This is a genomic window from Methylocystis sp. Se48 (genome assembly GCF_056269425.1).
This window is the reverse complement of the sequence record NZ_CM149850.1, coordinates 2,085,705-2,099,115: the sequence shown is the minus strand read 5'-3', so window position 1 is coordinate 2,099,115 and position 13,411 is coordinate 2,085,705. Positions and strand designations below refer to the sequence as shown.

The following is a 13,411-nucleotide window of genomic DNA, read 5'->3' as shown; positions in this document are numbered from 1 at the left end:
TTCGGCGGGCGCGGTCTCGGGAGCCTCCGCATGCGCCGCGGCCGCGTTCGAAACCTGGGTGGGAATTTTGCCGCTCCTTCTCTCCCGAAGGCCGCGATTCGCGGCCCGCTTCAGGATTTGGCGGCATTATAGAGATTTTTCGCGCGCACAACGACTCGAATATCGCGCGGGCTCACATCTCCAGGCGCAAATTCACCGCCGCGCGCTTCGTCCCGTCTGCGCGCTGATAGTAATTCTCCCGCCGGCCGATTTCCTTGAAGCCGGCGCGAAAATAGAGCTTGAGCGCCGCCTCGTTGTCGTCCGCGACCTCCAGAAAGACGAGGCGCGCGCCGCCGCGTTCGAGATTTTCGAGATGCCTGTCGAGAAGCATGCGGCCCAATCCCACGCCGCGGCGGGCGGGGTCGACGGCGAAGGTCAGCACCTCGGCGTCGGGCGGCAGCAGGCGCGACAGGATGAAGCCCCCGAGCATGCCCTTGGCGCCCTCGCTCACCGCGCCGTCGGCGATGACATGGGGATCGGTGAGGTAGCTTTCAAAATCCGTCGCGGACCAGCCGAAGGCGAAGGAGGCGCCGTGCAGCGCCTCGCATTCCTCCGCGCGCTCGGCGCCAATCGGCTGCACGACGAATGTCGGCTTGACGAAAAAGCTGGAGAATAAACTCATGGCCGTTTCACGCCTGCGCCGGCGCGGAGGCGAGCGCTTCCGGAGCGGAGCCCGGCTGCTTGGCGGCGGGCGCCGGCGCATCCTCGGCGGCGGAGGCGGCGTGCGCGGTTTCTGGAGCCTTGGGAAGCGTCACGTCCGGCTCCTTGAGGTAGAGCGGCTTCGCCGGCGCGCTTTCCGGCCGGGCGGCGAGGCCGAGCCGCGCGATATACTCGATGTCCGGCGAGGGCTGTTCGCTGATGATCTGAACCGGCAGGCCGCGCGCGTGGGCCTCCTTAGCCAGAAGTTCGGCCCCCGAGCCCACCAGCAGCAGCGGCCCGTCGCCGAGGGCGCGAAGCGCCTCGTGCGCGCCCGCGCGGCGGGGGGAGAGCAGGGCGCGGCCGTCCGGCCCGAAGGCGGCGACGTAAACTTTGCCGTGCCGCGCGTCGATCGCCGCTGCGACGATCCCGTCGGACGCGTCGAGAATGAGCGGCGCGGCCAGCGCGGCGAGCGTCGAGACCCCGACGACCTCGGCCTTGCAGGCGAGCGCAATGGCCTGACCGGCCGCGAGGCCGATGCGAATCCCGGTGAAGGAGCCGGGGCCGACGGCGACCGCGACGCGGTCGATCGTCGAGAAACCGCCCTCGACCTTGCTCATCACGCGTTCGATGAGCGGCATCACCGCCTCGGCGTGCCCCCGCTCCATGGCGAGGGACTCCGCGGCGATGGGCGCTTCCGCGTCGCTGTCGAGCACGCAGGCCGAAACGGCGGGAAGGGCGGTGTCAATCGCAAGGATTCGCATGCGGCGGAGCATATGACCCTTTTGGGGCCGCGATCAATAAAGCTCGACTTCGCGTATCGTAGAAAAAGGAAAATTCTTGCTATGGCGAACTGAGTCGCCCACGCCGGTTGATGCAATTGCGGTTGAACCGCACTTGCCCAATGCTGCATTTTGGCGCAGGCTTGACCCTGCGAGCTATAAAAAATGGGGATTTTGATGGCCATTATTGTTATTGATCCGGGGCATGGGGGGACAAGCCCTGCTGGCAACCGCGAAACCTGCGTCTCAAGTCCAAACAACGCGGTCGGCCCGGCCGGGACGCTTGAGAAGTCGCTGACGCTCGACGTCGGGCGGAGGGTCCGCAGCGTTCTTTCTTCCCGCGGCCATCGCGTCGACCTGACTCGGGATGACGACGTCAATCTCAGCCTGAAGGACCGGGCCCGGCGGGCCAAGCGCGCGTCTGCCGCCGTGTTCGTCTCGATCCATTTCAACGGGTCGGAGGCGCACAACGCACAGGGAACTGAAACCTTCGTTCATACGGACCATAGAGATATTTCGGCTGCGCTATGTCGCGCCGTCCAGGCCAGACTTGTCGCAGCCACTGGGCTGCGCGATCGCAATGCGATCCATCCCGGCGGCGTGAAACGCATGAATCTCTGCGTCCTGCGCAGGGCGTTTCATGCCGAGGCCACGGCCTGCTGCCTGACCGAGGTAAGCTTTCTCGATCGCGCAGACGAAGAGGCGAAGCTTGGCAGCGAATCGTACCGGAATTCGATCGCCGTCGCGATCGCAGATGGTATTGAAGACTATCTCGGCCAGAACCTTTTTATAGCTGCGGCGGAGGACGGGTTCGAAGACGCCGTCGCCTTCGCCACTGCGGAAGCCGAGCTTTCCGTTGATCGGCTATCGGTGTCGAGAGTGGATACTCAAGTGGCGTCCGTCGACCTCGGCGGCGCCGATCATGAGCGCGTACTCGGTAGGATTGCTGATGATCTGGCCGAGGCCGTCGCGTCATTGGCCGAAAATGACGTTCGGGAGTTCGCTGAGCAGGATCCCCATGGCGGCTTCAATATCCAGATTTTCGACGCGGATGCCGCCAGGAATTTAGATTTGTTGCGCAGGTGGTTAACTGCAGAGGCCTTCTACGGCTTCGATTACGACGCCTTCAATGCCCAGATCCGATCGATTGGTCTGCGCTACTTTGCACCGGCGGAGTTTCTCTTTCTCGGCGCGGGCAATCAAAGCGGCGCCTGCGCGGGCAAAAACACCCTGCCGCCGCGGGCGGTCTGGCCGAATCTCACAAATACAGCGTTGATGCTGGATGAGATTCGCCACCGGCTGGGCGCCCCGGTCCGGATTCTCTCGGCGTTCCGAAGTGAGGGCTATAATGAGTGCATACGGGGTGCGGGGGAGAGCCATCACCGGCGCTTCAACGCGATCGATTGGACTTGCGCGGGCGGTGAGCCTTCCGACTGGCGGGAGGTGGCCCGCGCGGTGCGCGATTCTGACCCGCGCTTCCGGGGCGGCATTGGCTACTATCCCTCGAAGAAGTTCATCCACATCGACACGCGGGGGTACATCGCGGATTGGTGACAAGATCCACGGGCCTGGCGGCAACGAACGCCGCCAGGTGCCAAGTCAATTTTACGCCGGCTCGACCGATTTCACCTGAGGCAGGAAGTGCCGCAGCAGGTTTTCGATGCCGTTTCTCAGCGTCGCGGTGGAGGAGGGACAGCCCGAGCAGGCGCCCTTCATGGCGAGATAGACGACGCCGTCGCGGAAGCCGCGAAACACGATGTCGCCGCCGTCGCCGGCCACGGCGGGACGCACGCGCGTCTCGATCAACTCCTTGATCGTCGCGACGGTCTCGGCGTCGTCGTCGTCGTAGAATTCGCCGGCGTGATCCGTGACGGCGTCCGCGCCCTCGGTGAGGAGCGGCGCGCCCGAGGCGAAGTGCTCCATGATCGTGCCGAGAATCGCGGGCTTGAGATGCGCCCAGTCGCTCTCGTTCTTGGTGACGGAAACGAAGTCGGCCCCGTACATCACCGCCTCGACCCCGTCGATGGCGAGCAGCGCCTGCGCCAACGGCGCGTTGGCCGCGGCCGCGGCCGAGCGGAACTCCATCGCGCCCTGGCCGAGCACGGCCTGGCCGGGCAGGAACTTCAAGGTGGCGGGATTGGGGGTGGCTTCGGTCTGAATGAACATTTTCAAGCCTCCTGAGCCCGGTTCAAGGCCGGGGGACGGGCGTGGGTCTAGCACAATTTCGGGTTCCGGCGATATGCGCCACCCTTTATCTGGCGTTTCGATCGTATTCGCGGAAGGCTTTGCGGCGGTCAGTCCAGCGACGCAGCGCTACGCCCGACCATATCGCCTCGACGAGGCCGAAAGGCCACGCCCCTTGCAGAAAACCATATATGGAGCCAAGCGCGCAGGAGGCGGCGAAGCACAGCACCAACCAGTGGCTGCGTTCCTCGAGCGCATAAGACAGCAGCATGGCGCTCACGGCGAAAAGTCCGAAAAGGGTCAGCGCATCCATGGGGAATTTTCCGGACCGGGAGCAAGCAACAATCTCGCCAGGGAGAGAGTCCGCCGCGCGCGCATATTGCGCGGCGAGGACAAATCCCCCACTCTCTGCGGATGGACGAAGACTCGCTTCTCGCCGCCAACGCCGCCTATTATCGCGCCTTCGCCGCCCGAGACCTTCCGGGCATGGCGGAAATCTGGGCGGAAGACGGCGTGAGCTGCGTGCATCCGGGCTGGACGGCGCTGATCGGCCGGGCGCCGATCCTCGGCTCCTATCGCGACATTTTTCGAAATCCGTCGCAGGAGGCGGTCACCGCGCGGGAGGAACGGGCGCTGGTCCAAGGCGGCGAGGGCCGCGTCTTCTGCGTGGAGGAAGTCGGCGGCGGACTGCTGCTCGCCACCAACTGGTTTCGCGTCATCGACGGCAAATGGCGGCTGCTGCATCATCAGGCGAGTCCGCTCGCGCCTCCGCCGCCCGCGCAACGCGAGGCGAAGCGTTCGTTCCATTGAGCGGCGCCGGCGCGCGCGAAGCCCGATCCGACCCCGCGCGGCTCAGTATTCGCCGCTGCCGACAAGAGGATGGATGCCGCTGCTCGCGCCGCCGCCGCTGTTTCCGCGTTTGCGGCTGCTGCGGCTCGGCGCCGGTTTGCGTTTCGCCGCCGCCTGGATGATCGGATCGGCTTTCGACGTCGCTAGCGAATGCGGGCTGATGGAGGGCAGGGCGGACGCCGCGGGCGCGCCGAGCGCGCCAATGAGAATTGCCGCAAGAAAATAAGGCATCTGATCGCTCCCTTCGGGCCTCGAGCGCGAGCCCCTTCCGCGACGCTAGCACGGCTTGGCCTTGAATGGGAGCGCGCGCTCGGCTGCCGGGCAGGGGCCGCAAACGCGGCTCACTCCGTTTCCGCCGTCTCTATCTTCTTCCGGCGCCATGCCTTTTTCGGATCGCGCCGCGGACCTTCCACGAGGCGCACCACCATGCCCCAGAGCGTGCGCACGTCCTGTTCCGTGAGGCTCATGCGGTGGAACATGTTGCGCAGGTTGCGCGACATCACGGGCTTTTTGTCGAGTGGACGGAAGAAGCCGCGCTTGTCGAGCTCCTCTTCCAGAAAGTCGAAGAAAGCCATCGTCATCTCGCGCGTCGCCGGGGGCGAGCGTTGCTCCAGCTCGTAAGGCAGCGCGTCGCCATGGGCGGCGCGGAACCATTCGTAGCCCACGAGCAGGACCGACTGCGCGAGATTGAGCGAGGCGTAGGCGGGATTGACGGGAAAGGTGAGGATCGCGTCGGCCAGCGCGACGTCGTCATTGTCGAGGCCGGTGCGCTCGGGGCCGAAGAGGAAGCCATGCGTCTCCCCCGCCGCGTGCCGGGCGGCCGTGTCGGGGAGCGCCCTGGCGGGGGCGATCACGGGCTTCATTTGCCCGCGTCCCCGCGCCGTCGTGGCATACACGAAATTGAGATCGGCGATGGCCTCCCGCACGCTGTCGTAGAGCTTCGCCTGCTCGAGAAGATGCGTCGCGCCCGCCGCCGCGGCGTAGGCTCCCTTGCGATAGGCCCCCGTGCGCGGCCAGCCCTCGCGCGGGCTGACGAGGCGCAGGTCCGAGAGGCCGAAATTGGCCATCGCCCGCGCGCACATGCCGATGTTCACGGCGAGCTGCGGCCGCACAAGAATGATGGCCGGCCCGCCCGTGAGCGCCTGTTTCGTGTGATCCGTGCCCGCTCCGACCAATTTCCGCTTCCCCCGTGACGAACCGCTGATTACGCGGAAGCGGCGCGCGGGGGAAGGGGTCAGGCGCGGTCGGGCGCCATGGTCGGGGTCGGCGGGCGCGGCAGCCAGTCGATCTGTCGCAGCGTCGCCGCCTCATGCGCATAGACCCCGACGACGAGCGCGAGGCTCCCCGCGACGGCCAGGCGGCGCCAGCCGTCGGCGGTCGACGAACCCGCCGTTTCGGGCCGCTTGCGGTTGAACCAGGAGAGCGCGACGAACATCAGGCCGAAGGGCAAAAGGTCGTCGCGGCCCGCGAAAACGACCGCGAGCAGCGCGGCGAAAAGCCCCGCCGCGACGTGGCGCCGCCGCCTGCCGCCGAAGATGGCGCCGAGGGCCACGGCGCCGTCCGATCCCGTCCAGGGCAGGACATTGGGAATATTGATGAGCAGCGTCAGCAGGGCGTAGACCGCGCCGGAGAAAGCGACGAAGGCCGCGCCATATTCCGGCGCATTGCCGCCAAGCCCCTGCATGAGCGCCGAGAGCCGGCCGGGGTCGGGCAGAGCGGCGAGGGCGACGACGGCGGAGAAGGCCGGCCCCGCGAGACTCACCGCGCCCGCCTCGAAGGCGCTGGCGTAGTCGCGCGCGCCGAGCGCCACGCCGCCGCCGAAGGGGATGAGGCTCACGGTGATTCCACGGTGGCCGAAAGCCGCGAGCGCCAGCGCATGGCCCATCTCGTGGACGAGCGTGGCGGCGATGAAAAGCGTCGACAGAAACAGGGCGATGGCGAAACCGAGGGCGAGCATGAAGCCAAGCGCTTGCGGGTCGGCGAGGAGCGCCTCGAAGGAAACGCCCATGGATTTGAGCGCGGCATAGAACCCCGGCGCCAGAATCAACGCCGCCATGACGACGCCGCTGACGACCCCGAGCGCCGCGAGCCGCCAGCCGGAGAAGCGGAAAAGCGGCGCCGCCCCAGCGTCGCGGCCCAGGACCGCGTCCGCAAGCGCGTCGAGATCGCGCGCAAAGCCGAGGCGCGTGATCTCATAGTCGAGAAGGCCTGTGACGCGTCGTTCATAGGTTGCGTTGACCGTCACGCCGGCGCCGGAGTTCGCGAGCGTAACCTCGCTGCGGGCGCCGTCTGGCGCGTGGTCCGCGCGGAAGACCCGGCGGGCGGCGACATCAACGAGGCATTCTTCCTCCGCGCGGACGAAAGGCCGGTGGCTGTGGCGGGGACGACGCTCCATTGAGAGCGTGAGCGGATTCCCGGACAGTTGCGCGGCGTTCCGCGTCTCGTGGAGGAACGACCAGCCGCCCTGGGGTCCGCGCGGATCGAGAAGGCGCCAGATCCGCTCCATCGGGGCGGGAATGACGACACTGCGGCGAAAACGCCGGCGTCCGAGCGGCATTCGGAAACACGCCCACCAGCCAGCGAGCGGCGGGATCGAATAAATCAGAAACAACAGGAGAGAGGGCGGCATCCAGGGCGTTCCCAGCGCGAAAAGCGGAGAGACTCTAAGGGCGCGCCGATAAATTCGCGTAAACGGACAGGCCCGGCCATCGGCGGGTCTGCTCGAGCGCGGTTTCCGCCAGCGCCTTGTTGAACAGACATTGCATCCCGCACGGCCTGCCGACGCAAGGTCGAGTTTCAGAACGTTAGGGTTGCGCATTCCCGATCGTTTTGCGCGCCGCATGGCGCCGTTAATGCAAAGATGGCGCGTTGGGCGAATGGCGACGCGCGGGAATTCAAGCACTTGGCTCGAACGGCGGAAACGGCCCCGCTTTTCGCTTTGGTTTCCAAACCATTGTTGAAAATCCAACGAACGGCCCGCTTTCCCTTGCGTCCGGGCGGAGCTATAAGGCGCGCGCAGCTTGAGGATCGATCGGACATGCAGAAGATCAAGGTGGCGAACCCTGTCGTCGAACTCGACGGCGACGAAATGACCCGCATCATCTGGGCCTTCATCAAGGACAAGCTGATCCGGCCCTATCTCGACGTCGATCTTCTCTACTACGACCTTTCCATCCAGAACCGCGACGCGACCAACGATCAGGTGACCGTCGACGCGGCGAACGCCATCAAGCAGCATGGCGTCGGCGTGAAATGCGCCACCATCACGCCGGACGAAGCGCGCGTGAAGGAATTCGGCCTCAAGGAAATGTGGAAGTCGCCGAACGGCACGATCCGCAACATCCTCGGCGGCGTCATCTTCCGCGAGCCCATCATCTGCTCCAACGTGCCGCGCCTCGTCCCGCACTGGACGCAGCCCATCGTGGTGGGCCGCCACGCCTTTGGCGACCAATACAAGGCCACCGACTTCAAGGTTCCCGGCAAGGGGCGCCTGACCATCAAGTTCGAAGGCGAAGACGGGCAGGCGATCGAGAAGGAAGTCTTCAAATTCCCCGGCGCCGGCGTGGCGCTGTCAATGTACAACCTCGACGACTCGATCTACGAGTTCGCGCGGGCGTCTTTCAATTACGGCGTGCAGCGCAAGTTTCCGGTCTATCTCTCGACCAAGAACACGATCCTCAAAGCTTATGACGGGCGCTTCAAGGACATCTTCCAGGAAGTCTACGACAAGGAGTTCAAGCCGCAATTCGAGGCGTTGGGCCTTTGGTACGAGCATCGCCTCATCGACGACATGGTGGCCTCGGCGCTGAAATGGTCCGGGGGCTATATCTGGGCCTGTAAGAATTACGATGGCGACGTGCAGTCGGACATCGTGGCGCAGGGCTTCGGCTCGCTCGGACTCATGACCAGCGTGCTGATGACGCCGGACGGCAAGACCGTCGAGGCCGAAGCCGCGCATGGCACGGTGACGCGCCATTACCGCGAGCACCAGAAGGGCCACGAGACTTCCACCAACTCCATCGCCTCGATCTTCGCCTGGACGCGCGGTCTCGCCCATCGCGCCAAGCTCGACGGCAACGAGGAACTGGCGCGCTTCTCGCGGACGCTCGAAGACGTCTGCGTGAAGACGGTCGAGTCCGGCTATATGACGAAAGATCTGGCGCTGTTGGTCGGCTGCCATCAGAAGTGGCTGTCGACGACCGGCTTCCTGGACAAGGTCGACGAGAATTTGCGGAAGGCGATGGGGTAGACCGCCTGTCCGGGCCGCGCCGGACCTGCAGGTTCGCAGCGGGGAGCAAGCCTGCGCATGCGCATTGTATCTGTCCTGCGTCGCGTCTATATAGGCCGCGCCTATCGGCCAATTGAGGATTCTCGGCAATGACGGTGGATTTGGACGAAACCTACAAGCCGTCCGAAGACGAGCCTTTCATGTGCGATCGGCAGCGCGAATATTTTCGCCGTAAGCTGCTCGCCTGGAAGGAAGACATTTTGCACGAAAGCCGCGAGACGCTCGCGGCCCTCCAGAATGAAAATGAAAATCATCCCGATCTCGCGGACCGGGCGTCTTCCGAGACGGACCGCGCGATCGAACTGCGCGCGCGCGACCGTCAGCGGAAGCTCATCGCGAAAATCGACGCCGCGCTCGGGCGGCTGGACGACGGCACTTACGGCTATTGCGAGGAGACGGGCGAACCCATTTCACTGAAGCGCCTCGACGCCCGCCCCATCGCGACCCTGTCGATCGAGGCGCAGGAGCGCCATGAGCGGCGCGAAAAAGTCTACCGCGACGACTGACGGCCTGAACCGACATCGGCTCCGATAAAAGATGAGGAAAGGGCGTCGCCGGAAAGCGACGCCCTTCTCTTTTTGGTCATTCCTTGTCCGTCCGGCCGAGCAGTCGCGCCATTTCGGCTTCGAGCGACTCGAGCGGGTCGACGTCAACCGGCTTGGGCGCCTCTGACGGCGGCGGCGCCGGAGGTCTTGCCGCGGCGGGCGGCGTGGCCGGCGGCGGCGCAGGCGGACGGGTCGCAGCAGGCGGCGGCGCCGGCGGGGCCGCGGGTTTGGGCGCCGCCGGGGCGGGTGCGGCGGCGGCCGGGGGCGGCGGAGGGGCGACAGGCTTCGGCGGCGCCGGCGGGGCCGCGGGTTTGGGCGCCGCCGGGGCGGGTGCGGCGGCGGCCGGGGGCGGCGGAGGGGCGACAGGCTTCGGCGGCGCCGGCGGCGCGGCGGCCGGGGACGACGGCGGGGAGGGCGCGGCGGCGGCCGGGGGCGGCGGAGGGGCGACAGGCTTCGGCGGCGCCGGCGGCGCGGCGGCCGGGGGCGACGGCGGGGCGGGCGCGGCGGCGGCCGGGGGCGGCGGAGGGGCGACAGGCTTCGGCGGCGCCGGACCGATTTCCGGCTTCGGCTGAATCAGACGCTGGGCGCGCGCAAGAAATGGCGGCGTCGCGGGACGGGGCGATGCGGGCCGCGGCGGCGGGGCGCTCAGCCCCGACAAGCGCGACGGGGCAGGCGCAGGCGCGGGCGGCGGCGCCGAGGGGAGCGTCGGCGCTGGCTCCATCGGCTTCGCCGGCGCAGGCGCGAACAGGTCCGGCGGCAAGTTGAGCGGGCCTGTTGGGGCGGGCTTGGGCGCCGGCGCGGGGGGCGTCGCGCTCGGCTCCAGGGCAGGCGCGGGACCAGGCGGCCAGCCGGCGCCCGCCGGTTGCTGCGCGGGACGCGACTCTGGCTCAGGCGCGCGGGCGACAGCCGTCTCCGTGCGCGCAATCGCGGCCTCGACCAGAAGATCGTTGGGCCCGCCGAGGAGGAGGAGATGTTCGGTGTTGTCGCGGCGGACGATCACAAGTTGCCGTTCGCGATCGAGATCGAAAACATCGACGATGTCCAGCCGGCGCGGGCCTTTTTTCGCGCCTGCCGCGCGAATTCTTCGCCCGAACAGAAGGCGGAAAATGTAAACGACGAGGAGCGCGGCGATGAGGAACGCCACGATTGCTCCCAGAACCGGGAGCAGTTGTGAGAATTTATCTTGCATGAACAGCAGGTCTCTCTTCGAACGCGCCTGAACCTTGCCAAATTAACATCTTTCTTGGCAAGCGGAGTCAAAAGGTTAATGAATGGTTAACGAGAGATCGACGGGGAAGGCCTCCAATGGGCGCCGTTGCCTTCGACCCTTTGGCCAGCCATTGTTCCGTCTGATTCCGCCGGCCTCCGGGCTAGACGAGTCGAAAGTACGCGAGGCCGTCGGGGACTCGCGCCTTAATTAACCATATTCTGGCATGCAGTCCGAATCGCTCGCGAAATTCCTGGTCGCGGGCGCGCGACACGCGGGGCGTTCAGAATGACCGATAGGGTGGCGTCGTCTGCATTGGATCGCGGCGAGAGACCCGGAAACGCCGGACTGGTTCTGGCGCTCGCGGTGGCGATCGTCGCCGTTCTGGGAATCTATTTTCTCGCGCCGGCCGCGATGGCGCCGCGCTTCGTGATGCTCGCGCTGGCGCTTTTCGGCGTGGCGGGCGTCTTCTTCCTGTTCGCCTACGCCGTGGGGCTCATTCAATTTTCCGGCCGCGTCGCGCGAAATGACGTCACGAAGCTCATCGCCGACAGTTCGACGGAGGGGCTCCTCGTCACGCGGGGCGACATGCAGATCGCCTACGCCAACGAGGCGTATATGGCGCTGTGCGGCGCGCGCGACTCCTCAGGCCTTCAGGTGGTGGAGCGACTCTTTTCCGGGCCCCCCGAAGTCTCCGAGGCGATTTACCGGCTGGCGCAGGCGGCGCGGGCCGGCGTGCCGCATGTGGAGGACCTGCGCTTGTCGCCGCCGCTCACGGGCGGCGGCCCTGTCGCCTGGTACCGGATCAAGGTGCGTCCCGTGCCGCTGGCCGGTCCGCGCGCCACGCTCTGGAAAGTCGGCGACGTCACCGGCGAGCGGCAACGGCAGGAGGGCGTGTTCCAGGAGCTTCAGCACGCGATCGACTTCCTCGACCATGCGCCGGCGGGCTTTTTTTCCGCGTCTCCCGACGGCGCCATTTCTTACATGAACAAGACCCTCGCGGGCTGGCTCGGCTATGATCTCACCCAGGTCGGCTCGGGCGGCGCGAGCCTTTCCTCCATCGTCGCCAACAATGGCGCCGCGCTCATCGCCGCCGTGTCGGGATCGCCCGGCGAGGTGCGCACCGAGCAGATCGACCTCGACCTGCGCTGCAAGAACGGCCGCTCGCTGCCGGTGCGCCTGCTTCATCAGGTGGCGTTCGGCCAGGACGGCGCCGCCGGACCGTCGCGAACGCTGGTGCTCAACCGCGCTTCGGGCGAAAAGCCCGAGGAGGACTTGCGCGCGGCGGAAGTGCGTTTCGCGCGCTTCTTCAATTCCACGCCCATGGCCATCGCGACCCTCGACGCGGAAGGGCGCGTGCTCGATTCCAACGCCGCCTTCGCCAAACTGCTGCCGCAGGCGCTCAAGACCGGGCAGGCGAAGGAGGGATGGTCGGTCCTCACGGGCCTCGGAGAGAGGGACGCTCGGGCGTTGAGAAACGCGATCCAGGAGGCGATCGAGGGCAAGAGCGACATTCGTCCGGTCAATGTCTCCTTCGAAGAGGGCGGGGGCCCGCGTTCAGCGAGATTCTTCGTCTCGCCGGCGGAAGACGCCGGAAAGAAGGGCGCGATGATCTATGCGCTCGACACCACGGAGCAGCGCAAGCTCCAGGAAGAATTCGCACAGTCGCAGAAAATGAACGCGGTGGGGCAACTCGCCGGCGGCATCGCGCACGATTTCAATAATATGCTCACGGCGATCATCGGCTATTCCGATCTCCTGCTGTCGAGCCACCGTCCGACCGATCCGGCCTTCCGGGACATCCGCCAGATCAAGGAAACAGCGAATCGGGCCGCCGGCCTCACCCGCCAGCTTCTGGCCTTTTCGCGGCGGCAGACCCTGCGGCCGCAGGTTCTCCAACTCGGAGACGCGCTTTCCGAGCTGCAAATCCTGCTGCGTCGCGTTGTCGGCGAGAAGAACGAACTCGACCTGCGGCACGGCCGCGACCTTTGGTTCGTCAAGGCGGACATCACGCAATTCGAGCAGGTCATTATCAACCTCGTTGTCAATGCGCGGGACGCCATGCCCGAGTCCGGCGGGCGCGTGCAGATCCGCACGCGAAACGTCACGAAGGACGATTGCGCGTCCTTCAACGAGCCGCATCTGACGCCAGCCGATTACGTCCTCGTCGAAGTCGAGGACAATGGCGCCGGCATTTCGCCGGAGGTCATGGAGAAGATCTTCGAGCCTTTCTTTACGACGAAAGAGGTCGGCAAGGGCACAGGCCTCGGTCTCTCGACCGTGTTCGGCATTGTAAAGCAATCCGGCGGCTTCATCTTCGCCGAAAGCGAGTTAGGCCGCGGCGCCGTCTTCCGCATCTTCCTGCCGCGCTATGTGCCGGAAGAAAAGGAGATGCCCCAGAAGGAGGCCGACGCGCCGAAGGCGGCGGCCGATTATACGGGGCAGGGCGTGATTCTGCTCGTTGAGGACGAAGACGCCGTACGCTCGATCGGCGCGCGCGCGCTCAAGTCGCGCGGTTTTACCGTGCTCGAGGCGACGACAGGCCTCGAGGCGCTGGAAATCGTCGAGGAGGCGGACGGCAAGATCGACCTGATCGTCTCCGATGTTGTCATGCCGGAGATGGACGGACCGGCCATGTTCGCGGAATTACGCAAACGCGGCGTCACGGCGAAGGTGATCTTCGTTTCGGGCTATGCGGAAGAGGCCTTCGCCAAGAACCTCCCGGATGGCGACTTCGGCTTTCTGCCGAAGCCGTTCTCGATCAAACAGCTCATCGAGACGGTAAAGGCGCATTTAGGGTAAATTGACCGTCGCCGCCTCTCGACGATTGCTGAAGCTGCGCCGTTAATCCGAATTGACGACCATGCCGGCGTCCGCCGCT

14 protein-coding genes are annotated in these 13,411 nt (G+C 66.1%); 7 read left to right on the top strand and 7 right to left on the bottom strand.

Going from position 1 to position 13,411, the window contains the following annotated elements; all coding sequences use genetic code 11:
• Positions 1-172: 172 nt before the first annotated feature.
• Complete coding sequence (locus ACV959_RS10370; RefSeq protein WP_475736531.1) at positions 173-661, bottom strand: GNAT family N-acetyltransferase; 489 nt, start codon at positions 659-661, stop codon at positions 173-175.
• Between the two features lie 7 nt (positions 662-668).
• The gene (gene tsaB / locus ACV959_RS10365; RefSeq protein ID WP_475739641.1) at positions 669-1,439 is read right to left on the bottom strand and encodes a tRNA (adenosine(37)-N6)-threonylcarbamoyltransferase complex dimerization subunit type 1 TsaB; all 771 of its coding nucleotides are present in this window, start codon (positions 1,437-1,439) and stop codon (positions 669-671) included.
• Positions 1,440-1,622: 183 nt separating this feature from the next.
• Here tsaB and ACV959_RS10360 point away from each other — a divergent pair, with 183 nt between their 5' ends.
• Positions 1,623-3,011, top strand: coding sequence for an N-acetylmuramoyl-L-alanine amidase (locus ACV959_RS10360; protein ID WP_475736530.1), 1,389 nt, complete (start codon positions 1,623-1,625; stop codon positions 3,009-3,011).
• 51 nt (positions 3,012-3,062) lie between these two features.
• On the opposite strand, the gene ACV959_RS10355 is transcribed toward ACV959_RS10360, so the two are convergent.
• A complete protein-coding gene (locus tag ACV959_RS10355; RefSeq protein ID WP_475736529.1) occupies positions 3,063-3,623 on the bottom strand; it encodes a NifU family protein in 561 nt (186 codons plus the stop codon).
• Between the two features lie 85 nt (positions 3,624-3,708).
• A complete protein-coding gene (locus ACV959_RS10350; protein ID WP_475736528.1) occupies positions 3,709-3,954 on the bottom strand; it encodes a hypothetical protein in 246 nt (81 codons plus the stop codon).
• A 101-nt stretch (positions 3,955-4,055) separates the two neighbouring features.
• Between ACV959_RS10350 and ACV959_RS10345 the strand changes: the two genes are divergently transcribed.
• Complete coding sequence (locus tag ACV959_RS10345; protein ID WP_475736527.1) at positions 4,056-4,451, top strand: nuclear transport factor 2 family protein; 396 nt, start codon at positions 4,056-4,058, stop codon at positions 4,449-4,451.
• Between the two features lie 42 nt (positions 4,452-4,493).
• Here ACV959_RS10345 and ACV959_RS10340 read toward each other — a convergent pair whose 3' ends face one another.
• From ACV959_RS10340 to ACV959_RS10330, 3 genes are all read right to left on the bottom strand, one after another.
• Positions 4,494-4,721 carry a hypothetical protein gene (locus tag ACV959_RS10340; protein WP_475736526.1) on the bottom strand — a complete coding sequence of 76 codons (228 nt, stop codon included), beginning with the start codon at positions 4,719-4,721 and terminating at the stop codon, positions 4,494-4,496.
• A gap of 110 nt (positions 4,722-4,831) precedes the next feature.
• Positions 4,832-5,665: an RNA methyltransferase gene (locus ACV959_RS10335; protein ID WP_475736525.1), complete on the bottom strand. Its 834-nt coding sequence runs from the start codon at positions 5,663-5,665 to the stop codon at positions 4,832-4,834.
• A gap of 59 nt (positions 5,666-5,724) precedes the next feature.
• On the bottom strand, positions 5,725-7,119 hold the full coding sequence (locus ACV959_RS10330; RefSeq protein WP_475736524.1) for a hypothetical protein: 1,395 nt from the start codon (positions 7,117-7,119) through the stop codon (positions 5,725-5,727).
• Positions 7,120-7,527: 408 nt separating this feature from the next.
• Between ACV959_RS10330 and ACV959_RS10325 the strand changes: the two genes are divergently transcribed.
• From ACV959_RS10325 to cckA, 5 genes are all read left to right on the top strand, one after another.
• Complete coding sequence (locus tag ACV959_RS10325) at positions 7,528-8,739, top strand: NADP-dependent isocitrate dehydrogenase (RefSeq protein ID WP_475736523.1); 1,212 nt, start codon at positions 7,528-7,530, stop codon at positions 8,737-8,739.
• A 128-nt stretch (positions 8,740-8,867) separates the two neighbouring features.
• The gene (dksA, locus tag ACV959_RS10320; RefSeq protein ID WP_475736522.1) at positions 8,868-9,284 is read left to right on the top strand and encodes an RNA polymerase-binding protein DksA; all 417 of its coding nucleotides are present in this window, start codon (positions 8,868-8,870) and stop codon (positions 9,282-9,284) included.
• Between the two features lie 152 nt (positions 9,285-9,436).
• Positions 9,437-9,895 carry a hypothetical protein gene (locus ACV959_RS10315; protein WP_475736521.1) on the top strand — a complete coding sequence of 153 codons (459 nt, stop codon included), beginning with the start codon at positions 9,437-9,439 and terminating at the stop codon, positions 9,893-9,895.
• Between the two features lie 431 nt (positions 9,896-10,326).
• Entirely contained in the window at positions 10,327-10,497 is a 171-nt protein-coding gene (locus ACV959_RS10310) for a hypothetical protein (RefSeq protein WP_475736520.1), read from the top strand.
• Positions 10,498-10,818: 321 nt separating this feature from the next.
• Entirely contained in the window at positions 10,819-13,332 is a 2,514-nt protein-coding gene (cckA, locus tag ACV959_RS10305; RefSeq protein WP_475736519.1) for a cell cycle histidine kinase CckA, read from the top strand.
• The last annotated feature ends 79 nt before the right edge of the window (positions 13,333-13,411 follow it).

Bases quoted from the DNA above. Each gene is read 5' to 3' on its own strand.
- ACV959_RS10330 (WP_475736524.1), bottom strand. From the start codon at position 7,119: ATGCCGCCCTCTCTCCTGTTGTTTCTGATTTATTCGATCCCGCCGCTC.
- ACV959_RS10325 (WP_475736523.1), top strand. From the start codon at position 7,528: ATGCAGAAGATCAAGGTGGCGAACCCTGTCGTCGAACTCGACGGCGAC.
- dksA (WP_475736522.1), top strand. From the start codon at position 8,868: ATGACGGTGGATTTGGACGAAACCTACAAGCCGTCCGAAGACGAGCCT.
- cckA (WP_475736519.1), top strand. From the start codon at position 10,819: ATGACCGATAGGGTGGCGTCGTCTGCATTGGATCGCGGCGAGAGACCC.
- ACV959_RS10340 (WP_475736526.1), bottom strand. From the start codon at position 4,721: ATGCCTTATTTTCTTGCGGCAATTCTCATTGGCGCGCTCGGCGCGCCC.
- ACV959_RS10350 (WP_475736528.1), bottom strand. From the start codon at position 3,954: ATGGATGCGCTGACCCTTTTCGGACTTTTCGCCGTGAGCGCCATGCTG.
- ACV959_RS10355 (WP_475736529.1), bottom strand. From the start codon at position 3,623: ATGTTCATTCAGACCGAAGCCACCCCCAATCCCGCCACCTTGAAGTTC.
- ACV959_RS10370 (WP_475736531.1), bottom strand. From the start codon at position 661: ATGAGTTTATTCTCCAGCTTTTTCGTCAAGCCGACATTCGTCGTGCAG.
- ACV959_RS10345 (WP_475736527.1), top strand. From the start codon at position 4,056: ATGGACGAAGACTCGCTTCTCGCCGCCAACGCCGCCTATTATCGCGCC.
- ACV959_RS10360 (WP_475736530.1), top strand. From the start codon at position 1,623: ATGGGGATTTTGATGGCCATTATTGTTATTGATCCGGGGCATGGGGGG.
- tsaB (WP_475739641.1), bottom strand. From the start codon at position 1,439: ATGCGAATCCTTGCGATTGACACCGCCCTTCCCGCCGTTTCGGCCTGC.